The organism is Paraburkholderia eburnea (assembly GCF_002917095.1).
GTDB lineage: Bacteria > Pseudomonadota > Gammaproteobacteria > Burkholderiales > Burkholderiaceae > Paraburkholderia > Paraburkholderia eburnea.
Genome location: NZ_PQGA01000012.1, coordinates 50,414 through 76,406, shown reverse-complemented (window position 1 = coordinate 76,406; position 25,993 = coordinate 50,414). Strand labels below are relative to the sequence as shown.

Below are 25,993 nucleotides of genomic sequence, written 5' to 3'. Positions count from 1 at the left end.
TCGGGTTGAGACCGTTATCCTGTATATTTATACAGTATTCAGGGCGATTCCTGGAAGCAGGTTTTTCGGGGACGGTTCGGGAGAGATTGAGGGTTTTGGGGTTGCGGTGAACGCAGGCAGGAACGAAAAATGCAAACCCATTTGACGGGACAGGCGCAGTGCCGCTACAATCGGCGATTCGTCGGAGCGTAGCGCAGCCTGGTAGCGCATCTGATTTGGGATCAGAGGGTCGTAGGTTCGAATCCTATCGCTCCGACCAGCAATACGAGGGGGTTACACGCCATTGGCCTGTAGCCCCTTTTTCATTTTCTTCTCCCGCCTTGGTCGACGTACTCCCAGCGCGCGGGGGAATGCAGACCACAGCGGCGGATCGCAGCGTCAAGCGCTCGTGTTCCGCGCGTCCGGCTTCGTGCGATTTGAAAAGCCGACGAGCCTATAAAATACAGATCGGCCACGATTCCCGTGGCGACAGCACCCTGGCACCCATGTTACGTCTATCCGAAGTCAAACTCCCCCTCGACCACGCCGAAAGCGATCTTGAAGCCGCGATTCGGGGACGCCTCGCGGAACTCGGCGTAGCGCCAGACGGGCTGATCCGTTACACCGTCTTCCGCCGCGCGCACGATGCCCGCAAGCGCTCGGATATCAAGCTGACCTACATCGTCGACATCGAGGTTCAGGACGAAGCGAAGGTGCTCAAGCGCATCGCCGGCAAGCCGCATGTCGGCGTGACGCCGGACATGACCTACCGCTTCGTCGCGAAGGCGCCCGAGCACTCGACGCGTCCGCGCCCGGTGGTGATCGGCATGGGGCCGTGCGGTCTGTTCGCCGGGCTGATCCTCGCGCAGATGGGCTTCAAGCCCATCATCCTCGAACGCGGCAAGGCCGTGCGCGAGCGCACCAAGGACACTTTCGGCCTGTGGCGCAAGTCCGTGCTCAACCCCGAGTCCAACGTGCAGTTCGGCGAAGGCGGCGCCGGGACGTTCTCCGACGGCAAGCTGTACAGCCAGATAAAGGACCCGCACCACTATGGCCGCAAGGTGCTCGATGAATTCGTCAAGGCGGGTGCGCCGGAAGACATCCTGTTTCTGAGCCGCCCGCACATCGGCACGTTCCGCCTCGTCAGCATGGTGGAAAAAATGCGCGCGACCATCCACGAACTGGGTGGCGAAGTGCGCTTCGAAACCCGCGTCGAAGACATCGACATCGAAAACGGCAAGGTGCGCGCGCTCAAGCTCTCGACCGGCGAGACGCTGCCGTGCGACCACGTCGTACTGGCCGTCGGCCACAGCGCGCGCGACACGTTCCAGATGCTGCACGATCGCGGCGTGTTCATGGAAGCCAAGCCGTTTTCGCTGGGCTTTCGCATCGAGCATCCTCAAGGCGTGATCGATCGCAGCCGCTTCGGCAAGTTTGCGGGCCACAAGGAACTCGGCGCGGCCGACTACAAGGTGGTGCATCACGCCAACAATGGCCGCGCGGTCTATAGCTTCTGCATGTGCCCCGGCGGCACGGTGGTCGCGGCGACCTCCGAACCCGGCCGCGTGGTCACCAATGGCATGAGCCAGTACTCCCGCGCCGAGCGCAACGCGAATGCGGGCATCGTGGTCGGCATCACGCCCGAGGACTATCCGGGCGGACCGCTCGCGGGCATCGCGTTCCAGCGCAAGTGGGAAGAGCGGGCGTTCGAACTCGGCGGCGGCAATTACATGGCGCCGGGCCAACTGGTCGGCGACTTCATCGCCGGCCGGCCGTCGACGTCGCTGGGCTCCGTGGTGCCGTCCTACAAGCCGGGCGTGCACCCGACCGATCTCAGCACGGCGCTGCCCGACTACGTGATCGAAGCCATCCGCGAAGCCCTGCCCCAGCTCGACAGGAAGATCGCCGGCTTTGCGATGCACGACGCCGTGCTGACGGGCGTGGAGACGCGCACGTCGTCGCCGCTGCGCATTCGCCGCAAGGACAACTACCAGAGCATGAACGTCGAGGGTCTGTATCCGGCCGGCGAAGGCGCCGGGTATGCGGGCGGCATCTATTCGGCGGCGATCGACGGCATCGAGGTGGCGCAGGCGGTCGCGCTCGACATGACCTCGGGCAACGCGTCCTGACGTCGCGAAAGTGAGCGCGCGCGGCGTCGCCCAACGCCGCCGCGCCTCTGCTCCCCCCTACAATGACGGCATCCCTCCATTCCCCCAGGAGAGCCGTCCCATGAATCTCATCCTCTGGCGCCACGCCGAAGCCGAAGATATCGCCGCGAGCGATCTCGCCCGCCAGCTCACCACGCGCGGACGCAAGCAGGCCCAGAACGTCGCGCGCTGGCTGCGCGCGCGTCTGCCTGACGACGCCGTGATCCTCGCCAGTCCCGCCGCGCGCACGATCCAGACGGCTGAAGCGCTCACCGATCAATACCGCGTGGTGCGCGAGCTCGCGCCCAATGCCAGCGTCGAAGCCGTGCTGGAGGCCGCAGGCTGGCCCGACGGCGTCGCCTCGACGGTGGTGGTGGTCGGCCACCAGCCGACGCTCGGCGAAGTGCTGGCGCGCCTGCTGGGCAGCGAAGCGGACGAAAACGGCAACGTGCGCCGCAGTTGGGCCGTGAAAAAATCGGGCGTCTACTGGATCAAGAGCCGCGAGCGCAACGGCGACGGCGAAGCGGTGCTGCTGGCCGCCATCACGCCCGATCTCGTCTGAGCCCGTTTGAGCTCGTCTGATCCCGTCGGATCTCAGCCACTTCGCACCAGCGTCGCCTCACACCAACACCCCGCGCCGCCCCTCCAGCGGCGCTACGCAACGCCTCCTCCCCACCGCGCAAGCCCCCGCCCAGCCTGCCTCACGCGGGCTGCGGCCGCGCATCGCCTGCGCCTGCCTTACAGCGCGTCATCGAATCGTCATTGCGTTTTCATGGAACCGTAACCGCGCCTTACTACATTGCCGGGAAAGTTCTCTTACCTTTCGAAGGACGCCCCATGCGAGATCTGCCGACGCCCTCCCTGCCATTCGCCTTGAGCCTCTTCGAGTCGACCCGGAGTCTGCCGCGTGCCGAAGAGACGGTCACCGCGCAGCACCGCCTGCAGGTAGCCTGGGCTCGCACAGACGAAGAACTGCGCGAGGCGCAACGCCTGCGCTACCGCGTGTTCGCCGAGGAAATGGGCGCGCGCCTGTCCGGCCCGGCCGGGCTCGATGTCGATACCTTCGACAACTACTGCGATCACCTGCTCGTGCGCGATCTGGACACGCTCAAGGTCGTCGGCACCTATCGCGTGCTGCCGCCGCACCAAGCCACGCGCATCGGCCGCCTGTACGCCGAAAGCGAATTCGACGTCTCGCGTCTGGCCCACCTGCGCCCGAAGATGGTCGAAGTGGGCCGCTCGTGCGTGCACCCCGACTACCGCAGCGGCTCGGTCATCATGTCGCTGTGGGGCGGTCTGGGCGCCTACATGAAGCACAACGGCTACGAGACGATGCTCGGCTGCGCGAGCGTCGCGATGGCCGACGGCGGCCACTATGCGGCCAATCTGTACACCTCGCTCGGCGCCGATGCGCTGACGGACCCCGAGTACCGCGCCTTCCCGCATACGCCGCTGCCGGTCGAGGAATTGCGCACCGGCGCATCCGCCGTGCCGCCGCCGCTGATCAAGGGTTATCTGCGCCTGGGTGCGAAGATCTGCGGCGCACCGGCCTGGGACCCCGACTTCAATACCGCCGACTTCCTCACGCTGTTCCGCCTCTCGGACATCAACGAACGTTACGCGCGCCACTTCCTCGGCGACGCTTAAGGCCGCCGCTGGCACCGGCCAAAGACGGGCCAAAGACGACGCCTGAAAACACAATGCCCGGCTCTCAGGCCGGGCATTGTCGTTTTTAGCTCCGTCGAACCGGATCACTCATCCGTATAAACCACGCGATACGGAATGCCGATCTTGCCCCACTCCGCCGCTTCCTGGACGAGGTTGTAATCGGTGAGCGGATTGTTCTGGACCCACGCGTTGGGCAGCATCACTTCATAGCCGTTGTGCTCCTGCACGACCGTGATCTTCGGCAGCCCCACATCCGCGCGGCGGCGGGTCAGGAGCGCGGCGAGACGCAGACAGAACAGCAGCGGCCATTCGACGTCGCGCGTCTGCGAAAGCTTGCCGAGCTTGCCCACGTGGCCGAGCACCAGCGCGGCCAGGCGCGCCTGATCGGTGCGCGAGAAGCCCGGCATGTCGGCGTTGCTGGTGATATAGGCCGAATGCTTGTGATACGCGCTATGCGAGATCGACAGGCCGATCTCGTGCAGCGACGCCGCCCAGCTCAGGAACATGCGGTTCTCTTCGCGGCGCTCCGCGTCGGCTTCCTCGAACTGGTCGTAGAAGCTCATGGCCAGTTCGCCGATACGGCTCGCCTGCGCGCGATCCACGCCGTAACGGCGCATGAAGCCCTCCACGGTGACGGTGCGCATGTCCTCGTGCTGCGAACGGCCCAGCAGGTCGTACAGCACGCCCAGACGCAACGCGCCGTCGGTGGTGTCGACGTAATCGATGCCCAGTTCCTCGAACACCGCGATCATGATCGACAGGCCGCCCGCCAGCACCGGAATGCGGTCCGGCTTGAGCGCGACCAGCTTCAGGCGGTTGACGTTCTCCGCCTTGATCAGCGCGCGCTTCAGACGCTCCAGACCGCCGCGCGAAATGCCGTGCGTGATGCCTGGATCGTTGAAGCCGTTCGCCTCGACGAGTTCGGCAAGCGCGCGCGCCGTGCCCGACGAGCCGATCGCCTGATCCCAGCCGGTCTTGCGATAGTCCGCCGAGATGATCTGGATTTCGCGCGAGGCGGCCAGTTCGGCCTGGCGCATGGTGTATTCGTCGACGTTGCCGGCCGGGAAGAACTGGCGGCTATGGCTCACGCAGCCGATGTACAGGCTTTCCATGCGGATCGGCGTGTAGTGCGAGCCGATGATGAACTCGGTCGAGCCGCCGCCGATGTCCACCACGAAGCGCTTGCCCGCGCTCGCGGGTACCGAATGGGCGGCGCCCGCATAGATGAGACGCGCTTCTTCGCGGCCCGCGATCACTTCGATCGGGAAGCCCAGCGCTTTTTCCGCTTCGCCGAGGAATTCGCGGGCGTTCTTGGCCACGCGCAGCGTGTTGGTGGCGACGGCGCGCACGTGATCCGGATGGAAGTCGCGCAGGCGTTCGCCGAAGCGCTTGAGCGCGTCCCAGCCGCGCACCTGCGACGCGCGGTCGAGCATCTTGTCCTTCGAGAGGCCCGCGGCAAGTCGCACGGGTTCGCGCAGGGCATCGACGGGATAGATCTGGCTGCCGGCGTCGGTTTCCTCGACACGGCCGACGATCAGACGAAAGCTGTTCGAGCCGAGATCGACGGCGGCAAGCAGTTGCGGGTTGGTGACCATCGAGGGTGCGGGCTCCATGCGTGCGAACGCGGCCATCCTGGCTCTCTGAGCGGCGGCCGCAGTGTCCAAATATGCCATTTTAAGCGTACCCGACTTCCCCATGGCGCTCCTCGCTCGGTTATCGTCTGAAATGGCAAGAAAGGCGCCGCGAGGGCGCCCTAACCCAATGTGCATGATTACCGGCCAAGGTGTCGGCAGCGTGAAAATACGGCGTAAAATTTATGACACACCAAATGTCACAATAAATTCACATTACTGTGAGAATTTCCGAGCGTCCGTTCGAATCTTCCTCTGAAATTCAGCTTTCAATACCAATGTCCATCCGCTATCCCCTTCTCAACCGCGAACTGGGCATTCTGGGATTCAACGAGCGTGTCCTCGCACAGGCCGCCGACCCATCCGTTCCCCTGCTGGAGCGCTTGCGCTTCATCTGCATCACCAGCAGCAACCTCGACGAATTCTTCGAAGTCCGCATGGCCGGGCTTCAGGAGCAGATGCGCGACAACCCGGGTGCGCTCTCGCCCGACGGGATGTCGCTGCAGCACGTCTACGACCTCGTGGTCGAACGCGCGCAGCGTCTCGTGCATCGCCAGTACCGCATGCTGCACGACACCGTGCTGCCGGCGCTCGAACAGGAAGGCATCTACTTCCACGGCACCGACGCCTGGAACGAGGCGCAGACCAGCTGGGCACGCCAATACTTCCTCGACGAGCTGCTGCCGGTCCTCACGCCGATTGGCCTGGACCCCGCCCATCCGTTCCCGCGCGTGCTCAACAAGAGCCTGAACTTCGTGGTCGAACTCGAAGGCAAGGACGCCTTCGGGCGTCAGGCCGTGATGGGCATCGTGCAGGCGCCGCGCGCGCTGCCGCGTCTCGTGCGCATGCCGCAGGAACTGTCGGGCTTCCAGCACGGTTTCGTGCTGCTCGGCTCGCTGCTGCAGCGCTTCGTGGGCGAACTGTTCCCGAGCCTCGTCGTGCGCAGTTGCAACCAGTTCCGCATCACGCGTAACAGCGAGCTTTTCGTCGACGAAGACGAAATCACCAATCTGCGCGTCGCGCTGCAGGGCGAACTGCCCGCGCGCCATCTGGGCAACGCGGTGCGCCTGGAAGTGTCGGCGGAAACGCCGCTGCATCTGGTCAAGCGTCTACTCGACGAAAGCGGCCTCGATGAAAAGGACTGCTACTACGTCGATGGCCCCGTCAATCTCGTGCGTCTCATGCAGTTGCCCGAGATGGTGGACCGCCCGGATCTGAAGTTCGTGCCGCATGTGCCCGCGATTCCGCAGCGCATCGCCGCGAGCGCCAGCATGTTCGACGTGATCGATCAGGGCGACGTCCTGCTCCATCACCCGTACGAAAGCTTCCAGCCCGTGCTGGAGCTGCTGCTGCAGGCCGCCAACGATCCGAACGTGGTCGCCATCAAGCAGACCATCTACCGCACCGGCACCGACTCGCCGCTGATGGACGCGCTCATGCAGGCCGCGCGCAACGGCAAGGAAGTCACGGTGGTGGTCGAACTGCTCGCGCGCTTCGACGAAGAAACCAACATCAACTGGGCTTCGCAGCTCGAAGCGGTCGGCGCGCATGTGGTCTATGGCGTCGTGGGCCACAAGTGCCACGCCAAGATGATGCTGATCGTGCGCCGCACGCCCGTGAACGGCCGCATGCAACTGCGCCGCTACGTGCACCTGGGCACCGGCAACTATCACCCGCGCACGGCGCGCCTCTACACCGACTTCGGCCTCATGACCTCGGAGCCGAAGATGTGCGAGGACGTGCACCACGTTTTCCAGCAGCTCACCGGCATCGGCGGCGAATTGCAGCTCAACGAACTGTGGCAGTCGCCGTTCACGCTGCACCCGAAGCTCGTCGAATCGATTCGCGCCGAAGCCGACGCCGCCCGCGCCGGCAAGAAAGCGCGCATCGTCGCGAAGATGAATGCGCTGCTCGAACCCACGGTGATCGACGAGTTGTACGAAGCATCGCAGGCGGGCGTGAAGATCGACCTGATCGTGCGCGGCGTGTGCTCGCTGCAACCCGGCGTGCCGGGGCTGTCCGATAACATCACGGTGCGCTCGATCGTCGGGCGTTTCCTTGAGCACCATCGCATCTACTACTTCTACGCGGGCGGCGCGGAACACGTCTATCTGTCGAGCGCCGACTGGATGGACCGCAACCTGTTCCGTCGCGTCGAAGTCGCGTTCCCGATCCATGACCGGCGCCTGAAGCGCCGCGTGATTGCCGAAGGGCTGTCGTGTTTCCTCGGCGACAATCAATCGGCGTGGCTCATGCAAAGCGACGGTCACTACAAGCGCCGCCGCGCGGGCAAGGCGATCCGCAACGCGCAGATGAGCCTGCTCACGAAGTTCTGTCCGTAACGTCGTCGAGCGCCCGTTGCCCCCACGGGCGCGAGATGCAAAAAAGCCGCTTCGGTCACGATGACGAAGCGGCTTTTTTATTCGGCAAACCTCAGCGATTAGTCCGGATTCAGGCTCAGGCCGGCGCGGGCTGCCGACGCGTCGTGCGCGCGGCCGGGAAGCGCACCGTGAAGGTACTGCCCCGCCCTTCCTCGCTCTTCACTTCGAGCGCCGCATCGTGGCGTTGCAGCACGTGCTTGACGATCGCGAGACCCAGCCCCGTGCCGCCCGTATCGCGCGAGCGGCTGCGATCGACGCGATAGAACCGCTCCGTAAGACGCGGAATGTCGCTCGCGGGAATGCCATAACCGCTGTCCGTCACCGAGAACACCGCGTTGCCGCCTTCGAGACGCCACGACAACTGCACGCCACCGCCCTCGGGGGTGTAGCGCACCGCGTTGGTCGCGAGATTGCCGAGCGCGCTCAATATTTCGGTCTCCGAACCGGTGACGCTCAAGCCGTCGTCGAAATCGGCCGTGATGTTGTGATGGCCGCCCGAAAGGCTTTCCGCATCCTCGCGCACGTGGACGAGCACCGCGCGCATGTCGATGATCTGGTCGCCGGGCAGACGCGCCTCGCCTTCGAGCTTGGCCAGCACCAGCAGGTCGGTGACGATGTGGCGCATGCGCGAAGCCTGCTGCTCCATCAGATCGAAGTAGCGCATGCGCTCTTCCTCGGACAGCGGCAACTCGCGCATCGTCTCCAGAAAGCCCGAGAGCACCGTGAGCGGCGTCTTCAGCTCGTGCGAGACGTTGGCGACGAAGTCGCGCCGCATGGCGTCGGTGCGCTCAAGTTCGGTGATGTCCTGCGAGAGCACGAGCTTGCGGTTATCGCCATAGGGAAACACCTGCACCGACAGCACGTTCTGGCGCTTCACCCCCATGCCGCGCATGATCAGCATATCCTTGTAATCGTGCGAGTTCAGATAGCGCACGAAGTCGGGCTGACGCACGAGATGGGTGATGTGCTGACGCAGATCGCGCTTCGCATCGAGGCCGAAATGCACTTCGGAGATGGCGTTGCACCACTCGATCTGATCGTGATCGTCGAGCATGGCGACGCCGTTGGGCGATGCCTGGATCGCCTGGATGAAACGCGAGTGCTGTTGCTCGACCTGGCGGACCTGGGCGTGCCAGCGCTTCGCGAGCTTGTGCAGACGGTAGTAGATTTCCCCCCACACGCCGGGCGCGCTCGGCACTTCGCCGTACACGGGGGCATCGAGCAGACGCCAGAGGCGCTGCTTGTGGAAGGTGCTAAAAGCCATTTGGCCGGCCAGCGCCGCCACGGCGACAGCCAGCGCGAACTTGACGCCGAAGAGCACGCCTGTGCCCGTGCAGATGAGCGCAAGCAGCACGATCGATGCGAGGGCGCGCACCCAGATGATGTTCATGTTCCTGCAATCGAAAAGAGTGACAGTCCGTACCGGGGCGCTGCGGATTCGGAGCGCCAGCGCTGCGCGAAACGCGGCACCGGCGTGTAACTGCGGTAATCGGCGCAGCGACTCAGAGGATTGGTGATTTAAGCGCTTTTCGCGAGACGATAACCGCTGCCGCGCACCGTTTCGATCATGGCGTCGCAGCCAGCGGGCTTCAGCGCGGCGCGCAGACGCTTGATATGCACGTCCACCGTGCGCTCTTCCACGAATACGTGATCGCCCCAGACCTGGTCGAGCAACTGCGTGCGGCTGTGCACGCGTTCCGGGTGAGTCATGAAAAAGTGCAGCAGGCGGAACTCGGTCGGGCCGAGATCGAGCTTGATCTCCGAGCCTTCCGCATGAGCGGCCACGCGATGCGTCGCCGGATCGAGCTTCAGGCCGTTGATCGCCACGACGTCTTCCGTGAGCTGCGGCGCGCGGCGGCGCAGAACCGCCTTGATGCGCGCCATCAGTTCCTTCGGCGAGAACGGCTTGGTGACGTAATCGTCGGCGCCGATTTCGAGGCCGAGCACCTTGTCCTGCTCGTCGCCGCGCGCGGTCAGCATGATGATCGGAATGTGCTTCGTGCGCTCGTTGTTACGCAGGTCGCGCGCGAAATTCACGCCTGACTTGCCCGGCAGCATCCAGTCGAGCAGGATGAGATCGGGCAGCACATCGCTGATCAGATTCTGCGCCTGCTCCGCGTTGTAGGCGCGGATCGGGCAATGACCTGCGTGCTGCAGGTTCACCGAAATCAGCTCGGAAATAGCGGGCTCATCTTCGATGACGAGAATGCTGCTAGGCATCGGCACCTCTTGACCTAAAGACCTGTTGATACGGATTACGAAAATGTCGGGGCGGAATCGATTTCAGATCGCGACATAAAAAACGCGCTCTCAAAGCGCGATTCCTCCCCGGCACGCAACTTAGCTGAGCGCTTCGCGTTCGAGCGCGTCGCGCGACTTGTGCCGCACGTCGGTGCCCTTCACGATGTAGATGATGAACTCGGCGATGTTCTTCGCGTGGTCGCCGATGCGCTCGATCGCCTTGGCGATGAACAGATAGTCGAGGCCCGCGGAAATCGTGCGCGGATCTTCCATCATGTAGCTCACCAGCTTGCGCACGAACGCGCGGAATTCCTCGTCGATGGCCTTGTCGTCGCGCACGATCTGCGCGGCGGCCACCGTATCCAGACGCGCGAACGCGTCGAGCGCGCGGCGCAGGATCGACACGGCCATTTCGCCCGAGACCTTGATCTCGGCGATGTTGACCGCGCGCGAGGCGCCGTCTTCCATCAGGCGCTTCGTGCGCTTGGCGATCTTTTCGGCTTCGTCGCCGGCGCGTTCGAGGTTCGTGATGGTCTTCGAAATCGCCAGCACGAGGCGCAGGTCGCGCGCGGCCGGCTGACGGCGCGCGATGATGTTGCTGCACTCTTCGTCGATCTCGACTTCCATCGTGTTGAGGCGGTCTTCGGCGACGATCACGCGCTCGGCGGCTTCGCCGTCGAACTCGTTCAGCGCCTGCATCGCCGTGATGATCTGCGACTCCACGAGACCGCCCATTTCCAGAACCTTGGACGAAATGAGGTTCAGGTCGGCGTCGAACTGGCTGGACAGATGCTTGTCGGACATGTCTTTTCTCCCTTCTTCTTGCGCTTTGCGCGTCACCGGACGGATCAGCCGAAGCGGCCCGTGATGTAGTCTTCCGTTTCCTTGCGGACCGGCTTGATGAAGATCTTCTCGGTATCGCCGAATTCGATCAGCTCGCCGAGATACATGTACGCAGTGTAGTCCGAGCAGCGCGCGGCCTGTTGCATGTTGTGGGTGACGATCACCACCGTGTAATCGCTCTTGAGTTCGGCGATCAGCTCTTCGATGCGGCCCGTCGAAATCGGGTCGAGCGCCGAGCACGGCTCGTCGAGCAGCAGCACTTCCGGACGGATCGCGATGCCGCGCGCGATACACAGACGCTGCTGCTGGCCGCCCGAGAGGCCGTAGCCGCTCTGGCCGAGCTTGTCCTTCACTTCGTTCCACAGCGCGGCCTTGGTGAGCGCCCATTCGACGCGGTCGTCCATTTCCGGGCGCGACAGCTTCTCGAACATCTTCACGCCGAACGCGATGTTGTCGTAGATCGACATCGGGAACGGCGTCGGCTTCTGGAACACCATGCCGATGCGCGCGCGCAGCAGCGAGATGTCTCTGTTCGTCGACAGCAGGTTCTCGCCGTCCATCAGGATCTCACCCTCGGCACGCTGCTCCGGATAGAGCGCGTACATCTTGTTGAAGGTGCGCAGCAGCGTGGACTTGCCGCAGCCCGACGGGCCGATGAACGCCGTCACCTTGCCTTCGGGGATCTCCAGGTTGATGTTCTTGAGCGCGTGATACTTGCCGTAGAAGAAGTTGAGATCCTTGACCTCGATCTTCGGACGCGACGACATCGCGCCACGGTTGCCCTGGGCGGGGTCGAAGCCTGTCGGCGCGGGTGTGTTGAGGTGACTCTCTGCCATATTCATCGGATGACTCCGCCCTTACTTTTTCGAAAAGATGGTGCGTGCGAGGATATTCAGACCCAGCACGCCCAGCGTAATCAGGAAAACACCGGCCCACGCAAGCGACTGCCACTGCGAGAACGGGCTCATCGCAAACTTGTAGATCGTGACCGGCAGATTCGCCATCGGCTGGTTCATGTCCGCCGAGAGGAACTGGTTCGACAGCGCCGTGAACAGCAGCGGCGCGGTTTCGCCGGCGATACGGGCGATCGCGAGCAGCACGCCCGTCACGATGCCCGCGATCGACGCCTTGAGCGTGATCGACAGCACCATCTTCCACTTCGGCGTGCCCAGCGCGAAAGCCGCTTCGCGCAGCGCGTTCGGCACCAGCTTGAGCATGTTCTCGGTCGTGCGGATCACGATGGGGATCTGCAGCAACGCCAGCGAAATCGCACCGGCCCAGCCGCTGAAGTGGCCCATCTTCGCCACCACGAGCGCGTACACGAACAGACCCACGACGATCGACGGCGCCGACAACAGAATGTCGTTGATGAAGCGCGTGAGGCTCGCGAGCCAGCCCTTCTGGCCGTATTCGGCCAGATACACGCCCGCCAGAATGCCGATCGGCGTGCCCACCAGCGTCGCGATGCCGACCAGCAGCAGGCTGCCGAGAATCGCGTTGGCCAGCCCACCGCCATCGGTGTTCGGCGGCGGCGTCGATTGCGTGAAGAGTTCGATCGACAGTCCGCCGACACCGAGCGAGAGCGTCGTATAGAGAATCCACACGAGCCACAGCAGGCCAAAGCCCATCGCCGCGAGCGACATCGTCAGCGCGATCGCGTTGGTCACGCGGCGGCGGCTTTGCAGCTTGCCGCGCATCCTGTCGAGTTCCGGGCCGTAGATCGCCCCGGGAATTTTCATCATCGGTTCGCTCATCGCGCACCCTCCGACTTTTCAAGGCGCAGCAGCATGAGCTTGGAGATCGCCAGCACGATGAAGGTAATCACGAACAGGATCAGACCCAGTTCCATCAGCGCGGACGTGTGCAAGCCGGGTTCGGCTTCGGCGAACTCGTTGGCGAGCGCCGAGGTGATGCTGTTGCCGGGCGAGAACAGCGAGACGTTGTCGAGCAGGTTGGTATTGCCGATCACGAACGTCACCGCCATGGTTTCGCCGAGCGCGCGGCCAAGGCCGAGCATCACGCCGCCGATCACGCCGGTCTTGGTGAAGGGCAGCACGATCTTCCACATCACTTCCCACGTCGTGCAGCCGATGCCGTAAGCCGACTCCTTGAGCAGCACGGGCGTGACCTCGAACACGTCGCGCATCACCGAGGCAATGTACGGAATGATCATGATCGCGAGGATGACGCCTGCGCACAGAATGCCGATACCGATCGGCGGCCCCTGGAACAGCGGCCCGATCAGCGGCGCGTTGCCGAGCCACTGGCCAAGCGGGCGCTGGAAGTATTGCGCGAAGATCGGCGCGAACACGAGCAGGCCCCACATGCCGTAGACGATCGACGGGATCGCGGCCAGCAGTTCGATGGCGATGCCAAGCGGGCGGCGCAGCCAGGCGGGCGAGAGTTCGGTCAGGAACAGCGCGATGCCGAAGCTCACCGGCACGGCGATGATGAGCGCGATGATCGACGTGGCAATCGTGCCGTAGATGGGCACGAGCGCGCCGAACTTCTCGCTGGGTGGATCCCAGTCGGCCAACCAGAGGAACGAAAAGCCGAACTTCTGGATCGTCGGCAACGAAGCGACGATCAGCGACACGATGATGCCGCCAAGCAGCAGCAGCGTGACGATGGCGGCGCCGCGCGCGAGGCCGCCGAAAATGATGTCCCCTGCCGGGCTGGGCGCCTGTTGCGTGCTGCCGGGCGGGTTCGAGACGAGCGGGACGTCGGACATGATGACCTGTATCCAGTTGCCGCGAGCGCAAGGCTCACGACGTTTATGCGGTTCTGAAACCGACTGCCGCCTGGGCCCGGTCAAGCGACCGGCTAAAAGCCCAAAAGCGGTACATCGAAGCGGGTGAATTACGACTGTTTTGCACCGTATTACGGATGCATAACGCGTAACCAGGAAGCAGCACGGGCCGCACGCGGTATCGCGGCGGCCCGTAGCGCTACACGGTCAGACCGCCTTATTCGGCGATGGCCTTGCCGCCGGCGTCCTTGACCTTTTCCTTCCACTGCGACTTGATTTCGCTCACAACCGACTGCGGCAGCGAGATGTAGTCGAGGCTGTCAGCAGCCGGCGTGCCGTTCTTGAAGGCCCAGTCGAAGAACTTGAGCGTTTCCTTGCCTTGATCCGGCTTGTCCTGCGCCGTGTGCAGCAGCACGAAGGTTGCGCCGACGACCGGCCATGCGTCCTTGCCCGGCTCGTTCGTCAGGATCTGGTAGAACGACTTCTTCCAGTCTGCGCCAGCCGCTGCGGCCTTGAACGTTTCCGTGCCCGGCTCGACGACCGCGCCCGATTCATTCTTCAGGGCAGTGTAGACCATGTGGTTCTGCTTGGCGTACGCCCATTCGACGTAGCCGATCGCGCCCGGCAGGCGTTGCACGAAGGCCGCGACGCCGTCGTTGCCCTTGCCGCCCGTACCCGTCGGCCATGCCACGGTCGAGCCTTCGCCAACCTTGCTCTTCCACTCGGCGTTGACCTTCGAGAGGTAGTTCGTCCAGATGAAGCTGGTGCCCGAACCGTCGGCGCGGCGAACCACGGCGATGTCCAGATCCGGCAGCTTGACCTTCGGGTTCAGTGCGACGATGGCCGGATCATTCCACTTCTTGATCTTGCCGAGGTAGATGTCGCCGAGCACTTCGCCCGACAGCGTCAGTTCGCCAGCCTTGATGCCCGGCACGTTGATGGCCGGCACGACGCCGCCCACCACCGTCGGGAACTGGAACAGGCCTTCCTTGGCCAGTTCGTCGTCCTTCAGCGGAGCGTCCGAACCTGCGAAGTCAACCGTCTTGGCGACGATCTGCTTGATACCGCCCGACGAGCCGATGCCCTGGTAGTTCACCTTGCCGCCGCCCGACTTTTGATAGGCATCCGCCCATTTCGTGTAGATCGGTGCCGCAAAGGTGCTGCCCGCGCCAGTGATGTCAGCAGCGTGGGCTGCGATCGCGAAGAGCGCGCCAGCAACGCCAGCGAGCGCGGTTTGCATCAATTTCATGAGACCTCCAGATGTGTGAGCGGATGAACGACAGGGCGAAGAATAGGGCCTCTTTGTGACAGTACCGTGACGATTCATGAAGCAGTCGTGACAGTGCGATTACCGGCTGAAAGGCAGGGGAAGAATGGAGAAGGCGCTTACTTCAGGTGTATAGACGACCGGACAGCGAGTGCTGGCGCGTGTGGCAGGCCGTGGGGCGGGCCTTTGACGAAGCCGCGGGGTCGCACCCGTAGCCCCGTGAGGGAGCGTTTGAAAGGCTTCTGAAACCGCCGGTGGAACGTTTGCTCGAACAGCAAAAAAATCGTCGCGCCGGACAGTCGTGGAGCGCCTGAAACACAGACGCGGCCCCTTGCCGCATGGAAGGTGCCGCGTCTGTTTATGGCAAAACCTGGCCGGGCGGCCAGGTTTTCGGGATCACGCCAGATCGGACCCGATCAGGCAATGGCGCGCTTGACGGTCTCGGCGATCGATTCCGCATAGTGGAGCGTGTCGCGCTCTTCGCGCGCCTCCACCATCACGCGCAACACCGGCTCGGTGCCCGACGCGCGAATCAGCACGCGGCCACGCCCCTTGAGTTCGGCTTGCGCGTCGGCGATCGACTTCTGGATCGAGGCGTCACCCTTCCAGTCGGCGCCCTGCGCAATACGCACATTGATGAGCTTCTGCGGGAACAGCGTGACGCCGTCGAGCAGTTGCGCGAGCGTCTGCCCGCTGCGCTTCATCGCCGCCAGCACCAGCAGCGCCGAGACGATGCCGTCGCCGGTCGTATGGCGGTCGAGCGAGAGAATGTGGCCCGAGCCTTCCGCGCCGATCTGCCAGCCGCGCTCGCGCAGTTGTTCCAGCACATAGCGGTCGCCCACGTTGGCGCGCACGAACTGCACGCCAAGGCCGTCGAGCGCCTGCTCGACCGCCAGGTTGGTCATCAGCGTGCCGACCGCGCCTTCGACCTTGCCGTCGGTCGCAATGCGATCCTTGACCAGCACGTAGAGCAGCTCGTCGCCGTTGTAGAGACGGCCCTGGGCGTCGACGATCTGGAGGCGGTCCGCGTCGCCGTCGAGCGCGATGCCGAGATCGGCATGGTTCGCGCGCACCGCGCGCACGAGCGCATCGGGCGCGGTCGCACCCACGCCGTCGTTGATGTTGAAGCCGTTCGGCGACACGCCGATGGGGATCACGTCCGCGCCCAGTTCGTGGAACACGTGCGGCGCAATGTCGTAGGCCGCGCCGTTTGCGCAGTCGACGACCAGCTTCAGGCCGCGCAGGCTGAACGCCTGCGGGAACGTGCTCTTGCAGAACTCGATGTAGCGCCCGCGCGCATCGTCGAGACGGCGTGCACGGCCCAGTTGCTCAGACGGTGCGCAGTCGAGCGGCAGCTCCATCTGCGCTTCGATCTGCGTTTCGACTTCGTCGGGCAGCTTGTTGCCGTCGGCGGAGAAGAACTTGATGCCGTTGTCGAAATACGGATTGTGCGAGGCGCTGATCACCACGCCCGCGGCCAGACGCAGCGCGCGCGTGAGATAGGCGACGCCGGGCGTCGTCATCGGCCCCGCGAGCATCACGTCGATACCGGCGGCGGACAGCCCCGCCTCCAGCGACGCTTCGAGCATATAACCCGAAATGCGCGTGTCCTTGCCGATCAGCACGGCCGGGCGCGGCCCCGAAGCCGGTGCGGCCCCCGCCAGCACCTTGCCCGCCGCGTAGCCGAGACGCAGCACGAAATCCGGCGTGATCGGCGCCACGCCGACCTTGCCGCGAACCCCATCGGTTCCGAAATAACGACGTCCCATACCTCAAACCTCACATTGACACTGTTGTACGGCGCCCGAAGCCTCTTTATGCCCGGTCGCGCCCTCTTCTCTCAACGCCCTGCTGCTTTCGCTGCGGTCGCGACTATCGCGACTATCGCAACCCGGCACGTTCGGCCTCGCGCATGGCGCCCCAGACCTTCAGCGCATCCACGGTCGGCGCGACGTCGTGCACGCGGATGATCGCCGCGCCCTTCTGCGCCGCGCACACCGCCGCCGCCACACTGGCGACGATGCGCTCCGGCGCCGGCCGGTTCACCAGCGCGCCGAGCATCGACTTGCGCGACATTCCCGCGAGTATCGGATAAGGCGCGACGCCTGCGGCGGCTTCCGGCGCCGTCTCGGGCAAGTGCGCGAGCAAAGCGTAATTATGCTCGACCACCGACTTGCCGAAACCAAAACCCGGGTCGACGCTGATGCGCGCTTTCGCGACGCCCGCGCCTTCGAGTTCGGCGCAGCGCGCCTGCAGAAATTCGCGCACCTCGCGCACGACATCGACGTAATCGGGTTCGCCCACCTGCATCGTCTGCGGCTCGCCGAGCATGTGCATCACGCACAGGCCGCAATGGCTTTCGCGCACCGCGTCGATCACGCCCGGCATACGAAAACCCCAGATGTCGTTGATCAGATCCGCGCCGGCCGCCAGCGCGTGACGCATCACTTCCGGCTTGTAGGTATCGATCGACAGCGGCACGTTCGCGCCCTTCAGGCGCTCGACCAGCGGAATCACGCGTGCGAGTTCTTCGTCGAGCGGCACGGGCGGCGCACCGGGGCGGGTCGATTCGCCGCCAATGTCGATGATGTCCACGCCATCACGCAGCATCTGCTCGGCGCGACGCATTGCGTCGTCGAAGGCGATGTAGCTGCCGCCGTCCGAGAACGAATCCGGCGTCGCGTTGAGGATCCCCATGACGAGCGGACGCTCGAAGGTCAGCGTGAAACGACCGCAGATCAGCGGTTCGGGCAGGTTACCCTGCGATGTGAGATTGGGCACGTCAAGAAACGTCAGATGTGTAACGAAATGCAGCCACTAGCCATGGCATTGCGTGAGGCATAGCGCGGCATTGTGGCGAGAAATGCAAACGAGCCGGTGTGAAGATCACACCGGCCCGCAACTTTACTCGATCTGGCTAACCCCAGCGTATCAGGCCGGCGCGGTGGCGCTGCTGCCCGGCTTGACCTCGGTGCCCGTGCTGCCGCCCGACGACGAAGCGTCGCTCGCGGACGGTGCGCTCTTCGGCGAGCGCGGCGGACGGCCCGCCATGATGTCGTTGATCTGATCGGCGTCGATCGTTTCCCACTCCATCAGCGCGGCGGTCATGGCTTCGACCTTGTCGCGGTTCTCGTCAAGCAGACGCTTGGCCAGACTGTACTGCTCGTCCAGCACGCGACGGATTTCCGCATCGACCTTTTGCTGCGTCGCTTCCGAAATCGCACGCGTGAAGCCCTTGCCGAACGGACCGCCGTCGTTTTCGTCGTCGGCGTAGACCATCGGTCCGAGCGCGTCGGTCATGCCGAAGCGCGTAACCATTGCGCGAGCGGTCTGCGTAGCCTTGTTGAAGTCGTCCGAGGCGCCCGTGCTGATCAGGTTCATGAACAGCTCTTCGGCCACACGACCGCCAAACAGGATGGCGAGACGGTCAAGCAGATAGTCCTTCGAATACGTCTCGTTGTCGTGCTCCGGCAACTGCCACGTGACGCCCAGTGCGCGACCGCGCGGGATGATCGTGACCTTGTGCACCGGATCGGCCTTCGGCAACAGCTTCGCGACGACCGCGTGGCCCGACTCGTGATACGCCGTGGCGCGCTTTGCTTCTTCGCGGATCACGGCCGACTTGCGCTCCGGACCCATGAAGATCTTGTCCTTCGCGTCTTCGAAATCCTGCATTTCGACAATGCGCTTGCCGCGACGCGCCGCGAACAGCGCGGCTTCGTTCACGAGGTTCGCGAGATCGGCACCCGAGAAACCCGGCGTACCGCGCGCGATGACCGCTGCGTCGACGTCGTTGGCGATCGGCACCTTGCGCAGGTGCACCTTCATGATCTGCTCGCGACCACGGATGTCCGGCAGGCCGACATAGACCTGGCGGTCGAAACGGCCCGGACGCAGCAGCGCCTTGTCCAGCACGTCCGAACGGTTGGTTGCCGCGATCACGATGACGCCCGAGTTCGCCTCGAAACCGTCCATTTCGACCAGCATCTGGTTCAGCGTCTGTTCGCGTTCGTCGTTACCGCCGCCCATGCCGGCGCCGCGATGACGGCCGACCGCGTCGATTTCGTCGATGAACACGATGCAGGGTGCGTGCTTCTTGGCCTGCTCGAACATGTCGCGCACGCGGGCCGCGCCCACGCCGACGAACATTTCCACGAAGTCCGAACCCGAAATGCTGAAGAACGGCACCTTCGCTTCGCCGGCGATGGCGCGCGCCAGCAGCGTCTTGCCGGTACCCGGAGGGCCGACCAGCAGCACGCCGCGCGGGATGCGCCCGCCCAGCTTCTGGAATTTTTGCGGATCGCGCAGGAAATCGACGAGTTCGGACACTTCTTCCTTGGCTTCGTCGCAACCCGCGACGTCGGAGAAGTTGACCGCGTTGTTGTTCTCGTCAATCAGCCGGGCGCGCGATTTGCCGAACGAAAACGCCCCGCCTTTGCCGCCCCCCTGCATCTGCCTCATCATGTAGAACCAGAACACGATGATGAGAATCGTCGGCCCGAGGTAGTACAGCGCCGAGACGAGCGCGTTAGGCTCTTCGTCAGCCTTGCCGCTCACCTGCACGTTGTACTTCATCAGGTCGCCGACCATCCAGATGTCGCCCGGGGAGACGATCTGGTATTTCTGGCCATCTGCCGGAGTGACCGTGAGGTTCCGCCCCTGCACCACGACGCTCTTGACTTTGCCGTTCTTCGCGTCGTCCATGAACTGCGAATAGGAAACGCCTTCCTGGACACGGGGCTTGTCGAACTGCTTGAACACCGTAAACAGCACCAGTGCGATCACCAGCCACACTGCTGCTTTCGAAAACATGTTGTTGTTCAAAGCACCACTCCTTCACTCATAGACGGGCGCCTACATTTGCCTTGCGACACCACCAAAGCATTCTAATCCAGTACGCAGGGCCTCGCCATAACGTTTCGCTAAGGCATAAATAGCCGGCGCGGCCTGTCAGGACAACGTCCCGGAGCCTATCCGGGCCATTTTTTACCGTCCCTGCGAGCCGCCTGACACACTGGAACCGATCCTTGCGTAATGCCCGAGGTTAACGGGGTCGCTTCAGATGTTTGCCCAATATAAACGTTTCGGACGATTTATCGCGCGAAGCCTTGGGTTTGCGCGCGGCCACGACCTTGAACTGATGCTTGAATTTCTCGACGATCTGGCTGTAACCACTGCCGTGAAAGCATTTTACTAAAAGGGCACCATCGGGTTTCAAATGATTCTGCGAAAACTCGAGCGCGAGATCGCAGACGTGTTCGATACGCGCGGCATCCGCCAGCGCGACCCCGGATAGATTGGGCGCCATATCCGAAATTACAAGGTCGACCGGACGACCGCCCACGATTTCTTCCAGTTGTTCGAGCACGCTGTCCTCGCGGAAGTCGCCCTGCAGGAATTGCACGTCGGAGATCGGCTCCATCGGCAGAATATCGAGCGCAATGATCGTACCGTCGATGCCGCCCTGACGCTGTTCGTCGCGTTTCGAGCTTTGCGCGAGCTTGTTGCGCGCGTACTGGCTCCAGCTGCCGGGCGCGGCGCCCAGGTCGACGATGACCATGCCTGGGCGGATCAGCTTGTCCTGCTCGTCGATTTCCTTGAGCTTGTACGCGGCGCGGGCGCGATAACCCTCCCGCTGCGCCAACTTCACGTACGGATCGTTGATATGGTCGTGAAGCCACGACGTGTTGAAGCGGTTTTTTGCCATTAAGAATGAACTCTTGCTGCGTGATGTCGCGCTTTTAGCGGATAATACGCGTTTAATTCGTGCGGCCGTCGCGGCCCGTGCGGCTCAAGCTGGCGTGTTTGCACCGCCACATCTGCCCGCATCAGCCCGCGCCACGCCGTTCTCCACGGTTTTCCGTTGTTTCCGACGCGCTTTTTGCCTTCCTGCGCGCCTGCCCCTCGTTTTTGAGGTCTGTCAGGCTGCCCGGCGAGCGCCGTCATTTTAGTCGAGTCTGCCACATCCCATGCCCGCCCTTTCTCTTACTGCCGAACAGCGCTCCGAACTGCGTTCCCAGGCTCACGCCCTCAAACCGGTCGTGCTCATCGGCGCCGAGGGATTGACCGACGCCGTCATCAAGGAAATCCAGGTTCACCTTGGCGCGCACCAACTCATCAAGGTCCGCGTGTTCGGTGACGAGCGCGAAGAGCGCGTCGCGATCTACGAGGAAATCTGCGATCGCCTGAACGCAGCGCCGATTCAGCACATCGGCAAGCTGCTCGTGATCTACAAGCCCGAAGAAGAGAAGGCGAAGACCACGACGGCGCGCGCCGGCGCCCGCGGCACCGTGACGCGCCCCTCCGGCGACGTGCCGAGCGCACGCGAAGCCGGTAAGCGCGCCCCGCGCGTCGTGAAGGTCGTCAAGCCCAGCGAAAACCCGATGCGCAAGCCGAAGGCGCAAAAGGTGACGGTCAAGGGCAACGAACGCGTCACGCAAGGCGGCAACATCAAGCGCGCCAAGAAGCGTCAGACCAGCTCGAAGCGAGTCCACCAAGGCTCGAAATAATAAAGCGCGGCCCGTGTGCCGCGCTTTTTTTTCGCCCGGCACGCCCCAAATGGGCAGCGGCCTGGCGCCTCGATGACTTAGCGCCGCGTGGAAGGCAGCAGCCAGACGAGCCACGCGCCCAGCAGGCTCTCGACCAGGTAGAACAGGCTCGATACACCGTGCAGCATGCCGAACCGGCTCGCATACGCCGAATGCGCGACATCCACGCCCGCCTGCAGCGCGTTCATACGCATGGCGTTCATGAACGGCTGCAGCGCGTAATAGCCGACCACCACGCATAGCAGCATGCCCACCAGCAGCCAGCGCAGGCGGCGATACCCCGCCTCCCCGCGCCGCACGAACAGATTCGCGAGCACGAGCAGCACCACGCCGCTCACCAGCCCGATCATGCCTTCGATGCGAAAGAGCTGTGCCGCCAGCGCCCCCGCCGACATACGGTCGAGCGACGCGAACAGCACCGGCGCCACCGCATAGCCGATCGTCAACTGGCTGCCCACCCACAGCATGGCGAGCAGCGCGAACAGGCGATGCGGCACGAGCGAGGCGTGCACAACGCCCGGCTGGGCCGCGCGAATGTCGGCGCTCACGTCATTTTTCACATCGTGACCCATGATCGCGCCTCGTCAGACGTAGCGAACCTCGATGACTTCGTACTCGCGCACGCCGCTGGGCGCCTGCACGGCCGCGACGTCGCCTTCGGACTTGCCGATCAGCGCGCGTGCGATGGGCGAGCTCACCGAAATCAAACCGTGTTCGAGATCGGCTTCGTCGTCGCCGACGATCTGGTACGTGACCGTATTACCCGATTCGAGGTCTTCGAGATCGACGGTCGAGCCGAACACGACGCGGCCATCCGCTTCGAGCGTGGCCGGGTCGATGACTTGCGCCGCCGCCAGCTTCGACTCAATTTCGGCAATGCGGCCTTCGATGAAGCCCTGCTTTTCTTTCGCGGCGTCGTATTCCGCGTTTTCCGAGAGGTCGCCCTGCGCGCGCGCTTCGGCGATCGAATTGATGACCGCCGGACGCTCGACGGATTTCAGGCGCTGCAGTTCTCCGCGAAGCTGGTCTGCACCGCGCTTGGTCAAGGGAATCGTGCTCATAAACAACTCGTTCAGCCGCTTGGGGCCGTATTGATGCCGCATGCAACAGATTGCGGCCTTAAAAAAAATCACCGCGGTTAAGTGCATCCCGCGAGGGCGGCGGCGCATGCTGGCGCAGCCTCAAAGCCCTGTTGGGACGCCGCTTAACCGCGGCACATTCAGCTATGTTTGCCTGCCTCGTTAATATTGGACAGGCAATCGAAGCCTTAGTTTAGGCGAGCGTGGAGGCCTTGTAAATCATAGACTTCCAGGTTCTTAAGGTAACGCAGTCCCTCGACGGCGGCGCGCGCGCCGGACATCGTGGTGTAGTACGTGACCTTGTTCGCCTGCGCGCTCATGCGGATCGAACGCGAATCGGCGATTGCCGCGCGCGTTTCATCGACGGTCGTGAAGACCAGCGAAATCTCGCCGTTCTTGATCATGTCGACGACGTGCGGGCGGCCGTCCTTCACCTTGTTGACGACCTTCACCGGCACGCCCGCGGCCTCGATCGCGGCTGCGGTGCCGCGCGTGGCGACGATCGCGTAGCCGAGTTCGTGCAGCATGCGCGCGACTTCGACCGCCTTCGGCTTGTCCGAATCCATCACGGTGATGAAGACGGTGCCCGATTCCGGCAGACGCGAACCCGCCGCGAGCTGCGACTTGAACAGCGCTTCGCCGAACGTCTTGCCCACGCCCATCACTTCGCCGGTCGAACGCATTTCGGGTCCGAGCACCGGGTCGACGGCCGGGAACTTGATGAACGGGAACACCGCTTCCTTCACGCTGAAGTACGGCGGCACCACTTCCTTCGTCACGCCCTGATCCACCAGCTTCTGGCCGACCATCGCACGCGCCGCGATCTTCGCGAGCGGCAGGCTGGTCGCCTTCGACACGTACGGGACGGTACGCGACGCGCGCGGGTTCACTTCCAGCACGTAGATGACGTCCTTCTTCGAACCATCGTCCTGCGGCACTTGCTGGATCGCGAACTGCACGTTCATCAGGCCGACGACGTTCAGCGCCTTGGCCATCGCGGCGGTTTGACGCTTGAGTTCGTCGACCGTGGCCTGCGACAGCGAGTACGGCGGCAGCGAGCAAGCCGAGTCGCCCGAGTGCACGCCGGCCTGTTCGATGTGTTCCATCACGCCGCCGATGAATACGTCGGTGCCGTCGGAGATGCAGTCCACGTCGCATTCGATCGCGTCGTTCAGGAAGCGGTCGAGCAGCACCGGCGAATCGTTCGACACCTTCACGGCCTCGCGCATGTAGCGCTCGAGGTCGCGCGGCTCGTGGACGATTTCCATGGCGCGGCCACCCAGCACGTACGACGGGCGCACGACAAGCGGATAGCCGATTTCGTCGGCGAGCTTGAGCGCTTCGTCTTCGGCGCGCGCGGTGCGGTTCGGCGGCTGGCGCAGGTTCAGGTCCTGCAGCAGCTTCTGGAAGCGCTCGCGGTCTTCGGCCGCGTCGATCATGTCGGGCGACGTGCCGACGATGGGCACGCCGTTCGCTTCGAGGTCGAGCGCGAGCTTCAGCGGCGTCTGGCCGCCGTACTGCACGATCACGCCAACCGGCTTTTCCAGGTCGACGATTTCGAGCACGTCTTCGAGCGTGAGCGACTCGAAGTACAGACGATCGGACGTGTCGTAGTCGGTCGAAACCGTTTCCGGGTTGCAGTTGACCATGATGGTTTCGTAGCCGTCTTCGCGCATGGCGAGCGCGGCGTGAACGCAGCAGTAGTCGAACTCGATACCCTGGCCGATCCGGTTCGGGCCGCCGCCCAGCACCATGATCTTCTTGTTGCTGGTCGGGTTGGCCTCGCACTCGTCCTCATAGGTCGAGTACATATAGGCGGTCTTGGTCGCGAACTCGGCCGCGCACGTGTCCACGCGCTTGTAGACCGGGCGCACGTTCAGCTCGATACGGCGCTTGCGCACATCCGCTGCGTTCGCGCCGAGCAGCTTCGCCAGACGGCGATCCGAGAAACCGCTTTGCTTGAGGTACTTCAGCTCGTCCTTCGTGAGGCTTGCGAGCGTGCGGCCCTTGACCGCGGCTTCCTTCTTGATGATCTCTTCGATCTGCGCGAGGAACCACGGGTCGATCGCGGTTTCTTCGAAGATCTCTTCGCGCGTCATGCCCACACGGAACGCGTCGCCCACGAACCAGATACGGTCCGGACCGGCTTCGCCGATCTCACGGATGATTTCGTCGCGGCTCGTGGTCTTTTCGTCCAGACCGTCCACGCCCACTTCAAGACCGCGCAGCGCCTTCTGGAACGACTCCTGGAACGTGCGGCCGATGGCCATCACTTCGCCCACCGACTTCATCTGCGTGGTGAGGCGCGGATCGGCTTCGCGGAACTTCTCGAACGCGAAACGCGGAATCTTCGTGACGACGTAGTCGATCGTCGGCTCGAACGATGCGGGCGTTGCGCCGCCCGTGATTTCGTTCTTCAGCTCGTCGAGCGTGTAGCCGACAGCCAGTTTCGCCGCGACCTTGGCGATCGGGAAACCCGTAGCCTTCGATGCCAGCGCCGACGAACGCGAAACGCGCGGGTTCATTTCGATCACGATCATGCGGCCCGTTTTCGGGTCGATCGAGAACTGGACGTTCGAGCCGCCCGTGTCCACGCCAATCTCGCGCAGCACAGCGAGCGAGGCGTCGCGCAGGATCTGGTATTCCTTGTCGGTGAGCGTCTGCGCCGGTGCAACGGTGATCGAGTCGCCGGTGTGGATGCCCATCGGGTCGAGGTTTTCGATCGAGCAGACGATGATGCAGTTATCCGCCTTGTCGCGGACCACTTCCATCTCGTATTCCTTCCAGCCGAGCAGCGATTCTTCGATCAGCAGTTCGCGCGTGGGCGACAGATCGAGACCGCGCTTGCAGATCTCTTCGAATTCTTCGCGGTTGTACGCGATGCCGCCGCCCGAGCCGCCGAGCGTGAACGACGGACGGATCACGACCGGATAGCCGCCCGTGCCGGTGGCTTCGGCGATTTCGCCTTGCACCTTGAGCGCCTCTTCCATCGAGTGCGCGACGCCCGACTTCGCCGAACCGAGACCGATCTTGGTCATCGCGTCCTTGAACTTCTGGCGGTCTTCGGCCTTGTCGATGGCTTCCGGCGATGCGCCGATCAGCTCGACGTTATATTTCTTCAGTACGCCGTGGTGATGCAGGTCGAGCGCGCAGTTCAGCGCGGTCTGGCCGCCCATCGTCGGCAGGATCGCGTCCGGGCGCTCCTTCTCGATGATGCGCTCCACCACTTCCCACGTGATCGGCTCGATGTAGGTGACGTCGGCCGTGTTCGGGTCGGTCATGATCGTCGCCGGATTGCTGTTGACGAGGATGACCTTGTAGCCTTCTTCACGCAGCGCCTTGCACGCCTGCGCGCCCGAATAATCGAACTCGCACGCCTGGCCGATGATGATCGGACCCGCGCCGATGATGAGAATGCTCTTGATGTCTGTCCGCTTGGGCATAACGCTCTCGCTAAATA

Annotated in this window: 20 protein-coding genes and 1 tRNA gene; 6 read left to right on the top strand and 15 right to left on the bottom strand. The window is 63.6% G+C overall.

Annotation, left to right across the window (positions count from 1 at the left end):
- The first annotated feature begins 182 nt into the window (after window positions 1-182).
- The 4 genes from B0G62_RS20470 to B0G62_RS20455 all read left to right on the top strand — a co-directional run bounded on the left by B0G62_RS20470 (window position 183) and on the right by B0G62_RS20455 (window position 3,773).
- Window positions 183-259, top strand: a tRNA-Pro gene (locus B0G62_RS20470).
- Window positions 260-485: 226 nt separating this feature from the next.
- On the top strand, window positions 486-2,108 hold the full coding sequence (locus tag B0G62_RS31390; protein ID WP_143886051.1) for an NAD(P)/FAD-dependent oxidoreductase: 1,623 nt from the start codon (window positions 486-488) through the stop codon (window positions 2,106-2,108).
- Between the two features lie 100 nt (window positions 2,109-2,208).
- The gene (sixA, locus tag B0G62_RS20460) at window positions 2,209-2,688 is read left to right on the top strand and encodes a phosphohistidine phosphatase SixA (RefSeq protein WP_103706035.1); all 480 of its coding nucleotides are present in this window, start codon (window positions 2,209-2,211) and stop codon (window positions 2,686-2,688) included.
- Between the two features lie 275 nt (window positions 2,689-2,963).
- Complete coding sequence (locus B0G62_RS20455) at window positions 2,964-3,773, top strand: GNAT family N-acetyltransferase (protein ID WP_103706034.1); 810 nt, start codon at window positions 2,964-2,966, stop codon at window positions 3,771-3,773.
- Between the two features lie 104 nt (window positions 3,774-3,877).
- Here B0G62_RS20455 and ppx read toward each other — a convergent pair whose 3' ends face one another.
- Window positions 3,878-5,467, bottom strand: coding sequence for an exopolyphosphatase (gene ppx / locus B0G62_RS20450; protein WP_181315622.1), 1,590 nt, complete (start codon window positions 5,465-5,467; stop codon window positions 3,878-3,880).
- A 236-nt stretch (window positions 5,468-5,703) separates the two neighbouring features.
- Here ppx and ppk1 point away from each other — a divergent pair, with 236 nt between their 5' ends.
- Complete coding sequence (ppk1, locus tag B0G62_RS20445) at window positions 5,704-7,767, top strand: polyphosphate kinase 1 (RefSeq protein ID WP_103706032.1); 2,064 nt, start codon at window positions 5,704-5,706, stop codon at window positions 7,765-7,767.
- 115 nt (window positions 7,768-7,882) lie between these two features.
- On the opposite strand, the gene phoR is transcribed toward ppk1, so the two are convergent.
- From phoR to B0G62_RS20390, 11 genes are all read right to left on the bottom strand, one after another.
- Window positions 7,883-9,196 carry a phosphate regulon sensor histidine kinase PhoR gene (gene phoR, locus B0G62_RS20440; RefSeq protein ID WP_103706031.1) on the bottom strand — a complete coding sequence of 438 codons (1,314 nt, stop codon included), beginning with the start codon at window positions 9,194-9,196 and terminating at the stop codon, window positions 7,883-7,885.
- Window positions 9,197-9,324: 128 nt separating this feature from the next.
- On the bottom strand, window positions 9,325-10,026 hold the full coding sequence (gene phoB, locus B0G62_RS20435) for a phosphate regulon transcriptional regulator PhoB (RefSeq protein WP_027817258.1): 702 nt from the start codon (window positions 10,024-10,026) through the stop codon (window positions 9,325-9,327).
- Between the two features lie 120 nt (window positions 10,027-10,146).
- Window positions 10,147-10,851 (bottom strand): phosphate signaling complex protein PhoU, encoded by a 705-nt coding sequence (phoU, locus tag B0G62_RS20430; protein WP_103706030.1) that lies wholly within the window; start codon window positions 10,849-10,851, stop codon window positions 10,147-10,149.
- A 44-nt stretch (window positions 10,852-10,895) separates the two neighbouring features.
- The gene (gene pstB, locus B0G62_RS20425) at window positions 10,896-11,732 is read right to left on the bottom strand and encodes a phosphate ABC transporter ATP-binding protein PstB (protein WP_103706029.1); all 837 of its coding nucleotides are present in this window, start codon (window positions 11,730-11,732) and stop codon (window positions 10,896-10,898) included.
- A 15-nt stretch (window positions 11,733-11,747) separates the two neighbouring features.
- Complete coding sequence (pstA, locus tag B0G62_RS20420; RefSeq protein WP_103706028.1) at window positions 11,748-12,644, bottom strand: phosphate ABC transporter permease PstA; 897 nt, start codon at window positions 12,642-12,644, stop codon at window positions 11,748-11,750.
- Complete coding sequence (gene pstC, locus B0G62_RS20415; protein ID WP_103706027.1) at window positions 12,641-13,621, bottom strand: phosphate ABC transporter permease PstC; 981 nt, start codon at window positions 13,619-13,621, stop codon at window positions 12,641-12,643. The genes pstA and pstC overlap by 4 nt, the downstream gene beginning before the upstream one ends.
- Window positions 13,622-13,856: 235 nt before the next feature.
- Window positions 13,857-14,888, bottom strand: a complete 1,032-nt coding sequence (pstS, locus tag B0G62_RS20410; protein ID WP_103706026.1) for a phosphate ABC transporter substrate-binding protein PstS — start codon at window positions 14,886-14,888, stop codon at window positions 13,857-13,859.
- 434 nt (window positions 14,889-15,322) lie between these two features.
- Window positions 15,323-16,675 (bottom strand): phosphoglucosamine mutase, encoded by a 1,353-nt coding sequence (gene glmM, locus B0G62_RS20405; protein WP_103706025.1) that lies wholly within the window; start codon window positions 16,673-16,675, stop codon window positions 15,323-15,325.
- Between the two features lie 112 nt (window positions 16,676-16,787).
- Window positions 16,788-17,603: a dihydropteroate synthase gene (gene folP / locus B0G62_RS20400; protein ID WP_103706117.1), complete on the bottom strand. Its 816-nt coding sequence runs from the start codon at window positions 17,601-17,603 to the stop codon at window positions 16,788-16,790.
- Between the two features lie 234 nt (window positions 17,604-17,837).
- Window positions 17,838-19,730 (bottom strand): ATP-dependent zinc metalloprotease FtsH, encoded by a 1,893-nt coding sequence (gene ftsH / locus B0G62_RS20395; RefSeq protein WP_103706024.1) that lies wholly within the window; start codon window positions 19,728-19,730, stop codon window positions 17,838-17,840.
- Between the two features lie 220 nt (window positions 19,731-19,950).
- The gene (locus B0G62_RS20390; RefSeq protein ID WP_103706023.1) at window positions 19,951-20,613 is read right to left on the bottom strand and encodes an RlmE family RNA methyltransferase; all 663 of its coding nucleotides are present in this window, start codon (window positions 20,611-20,613) and stop codon (window positions 19,951-19,953) included.
- Window positions 20,614-20,875: 262 nt separating this feature from the next.
- Between B0G62_RS20390 and yhbY the strand changes: the two genes are divergently transcribed.
- On the top strand, window positions 20,876-21,415 hold the full coding sequence (yhbY, locus tag B0G62_RS20385) for a ribosome assembly RNA-binding protein YhbY (RefSeq protein WP_103706022.1): 540 nt from the start codon (window positions 20,876-20,878) through the stop codon (window positions 21,413-21,415).
- 77 nt (window positions 21,416-21,492) lie between these two features.
- Here the strand turns inward: yhbY and B0G62_RS20380 are convergent, their stop codons facing one another.
- The 3 genes from B0G62_RS20380 to carB all read right to left on the bottom strand — a co-directional run bounded on the left by B0G62_RS20380 (window position 21,493) and on the right by carB (window position 25,976).
- Window positions 21,493-21,951, bottom strand: coding sequence for a DUF4149 domain-containing protein (locus B0G62_RS20380; RefSeq protein ID WP_103706116.1), 459 nt, complete (start codon window positions 21,949-21,951; stop codon window positions 21,493-21,495).
- An 87-nt stretch (window positions 21,952-22,038) separates the two neighbouring features.
- On the bottom strand, window positions 22,039-22,515 hold the full coding sequence (greA, locus tag B0G62_RS20375; protein WP_027817269.1) for a transcription elongation factor GreA: 477 nt from the start codon (window positions 22,513-22,515) through the stop codon (window positions 22,039-22,041).
- A gap of 206 nt (window positions 22,516-22,721) precedes the next feature.
- Window positions 22,722-25,976 carry a carbamoyl-phosphate synthase large subunit gene (gene carB / locus B0G62_RS20370; RefSeq protein WP_103706021.1) on the bottom strand — a complete coding sequence of 1,085 codons (3,255 nt, stop codon included), beginning with the start codon at window positions 25,974-25,976 and terminating at the stop codon, window positions 22,722-22,724.
- Window positions 25,977-25,993 lie beyond the last annotated feature (17 nt).

Bases quoted from the DNA above. Each gene is read 5' to 3' on its own strand.
- B0G62_RS31390 (WP_143886051.1), top strand. From the start codon at position 486: ATGTTACGTCTATCCGAAGTCAAACTCCCCCTCGACCACGCCGAAAGC.
- sixA (WP_103706035.1), top strand. From the start codon at position 2,209: ATGAATCTCATCCTCTGGCGCCACGCCGAAGCCGAAGATATCGCCGCG.
- B0G62_RS20455 (WP_103706034.1), top strand. From the start codon at position 2,964: ATGCGAGATCTGCCGACGCCCTCCCTGCCATTCGCCTTGAGCCTCTTC.
- ppx (WP_181315622.1), bottom strand. From the start codon at position 5,467: ATGGCATATTTGGACACTGCGGCCGCCGCTCAGAGAGCCAGGATGGCC.
- ppk1 (WP_103706032.1), top strand. From the start codon at position 5,704: ATGTCCATCCGCTATCCCCTTCTCAACCGCGAACTGGGCATTCTGGGA.
- phoR (WP_103706031.1), bottom strand. From the start codon at position 9,196: ATGAACATCATCTGGGTGCGCGCCCTCGCATCGATCGTGCTGCTTGCG.
- phoB (WP_027817258.1), bottom strand. From the start codon at position 10,026: ATGCCTAGCAGCATTCTCGTCATCGAAGATGAGCCCGCTATTTCCGAG.
- phoU (WP_103706030.1), bottom strand. From the start codon at position 10,851: ATGTCCGACAAGCATCTGTCCAGCCAGTTCGACGCCGACCTGAACCTC.
- pstB (WP_103706029.1), bottom strand. From the start codon at position 11,732: ATGAATATGGCAGAGAGTCACCTCAACACACCCGCGCCGACAGGCTTC.
- pstA (WP_103706028.1), bottom strand. From the start codon at position 12,644: ATGAGCGAACCGATGATGAAAATTCCCGGGGCGATCTACGGCCCGGAA.
- pstC (WP_103706027.1), bottom strand. From the start codon at position 13,621: ATGTCCGACGTCCCGCTCGTCTCGAACCCGCCCGGCAGCACGCAACAG.
- pstS (WP_103706026.1), bottom strand. From the start codon at position 14,888: ATGAAATTGATGCAAACCGCGCTCGCTGGCGTTGCTGGCGCGCTCTTC.
- glmM (WP_103706025.1), bottom strand. From the start codon at position 16,675: ATGGGACGTCGTTATTTCGGAACCGATGGGGTTCGCGGCAAGGTCGGC.
- folP (WP_103706117.1), bottom strand. From the start codon at position 17,603: ATGGGGATCCTCAACGCGACGCCGGATTCGTTCTCGGACGGCGGCAGC.
- B0G62_RS20390 (WP_103706023.1), bottom strand. From the start codon at position 20,613: ATGGCAAAAAACCGCTTCAACACGTCGTGGCTTCACGACCATATCAAC.
- yhbY (WP_103706022.1), top strand. From the start codon at position 20,876: ATGCCCGCCCTTTCTCTTACTGCCGAACAGCGCTCCGAACTGCGTTCC.
- greA (WP_027817269.1), bottom strand. From the start codon at position 22,515: ATGAGCACGATTCCCTTGACCAAGCGCGGTGCAGACCAGCTTCGCGGA.
- carB (WP_103706021.1), bottom strand. From the start codon at position 25,976: ATGCCCAAGCGGACAGACATCAAGAGCATTCTCATCATCGGCGCGGGT.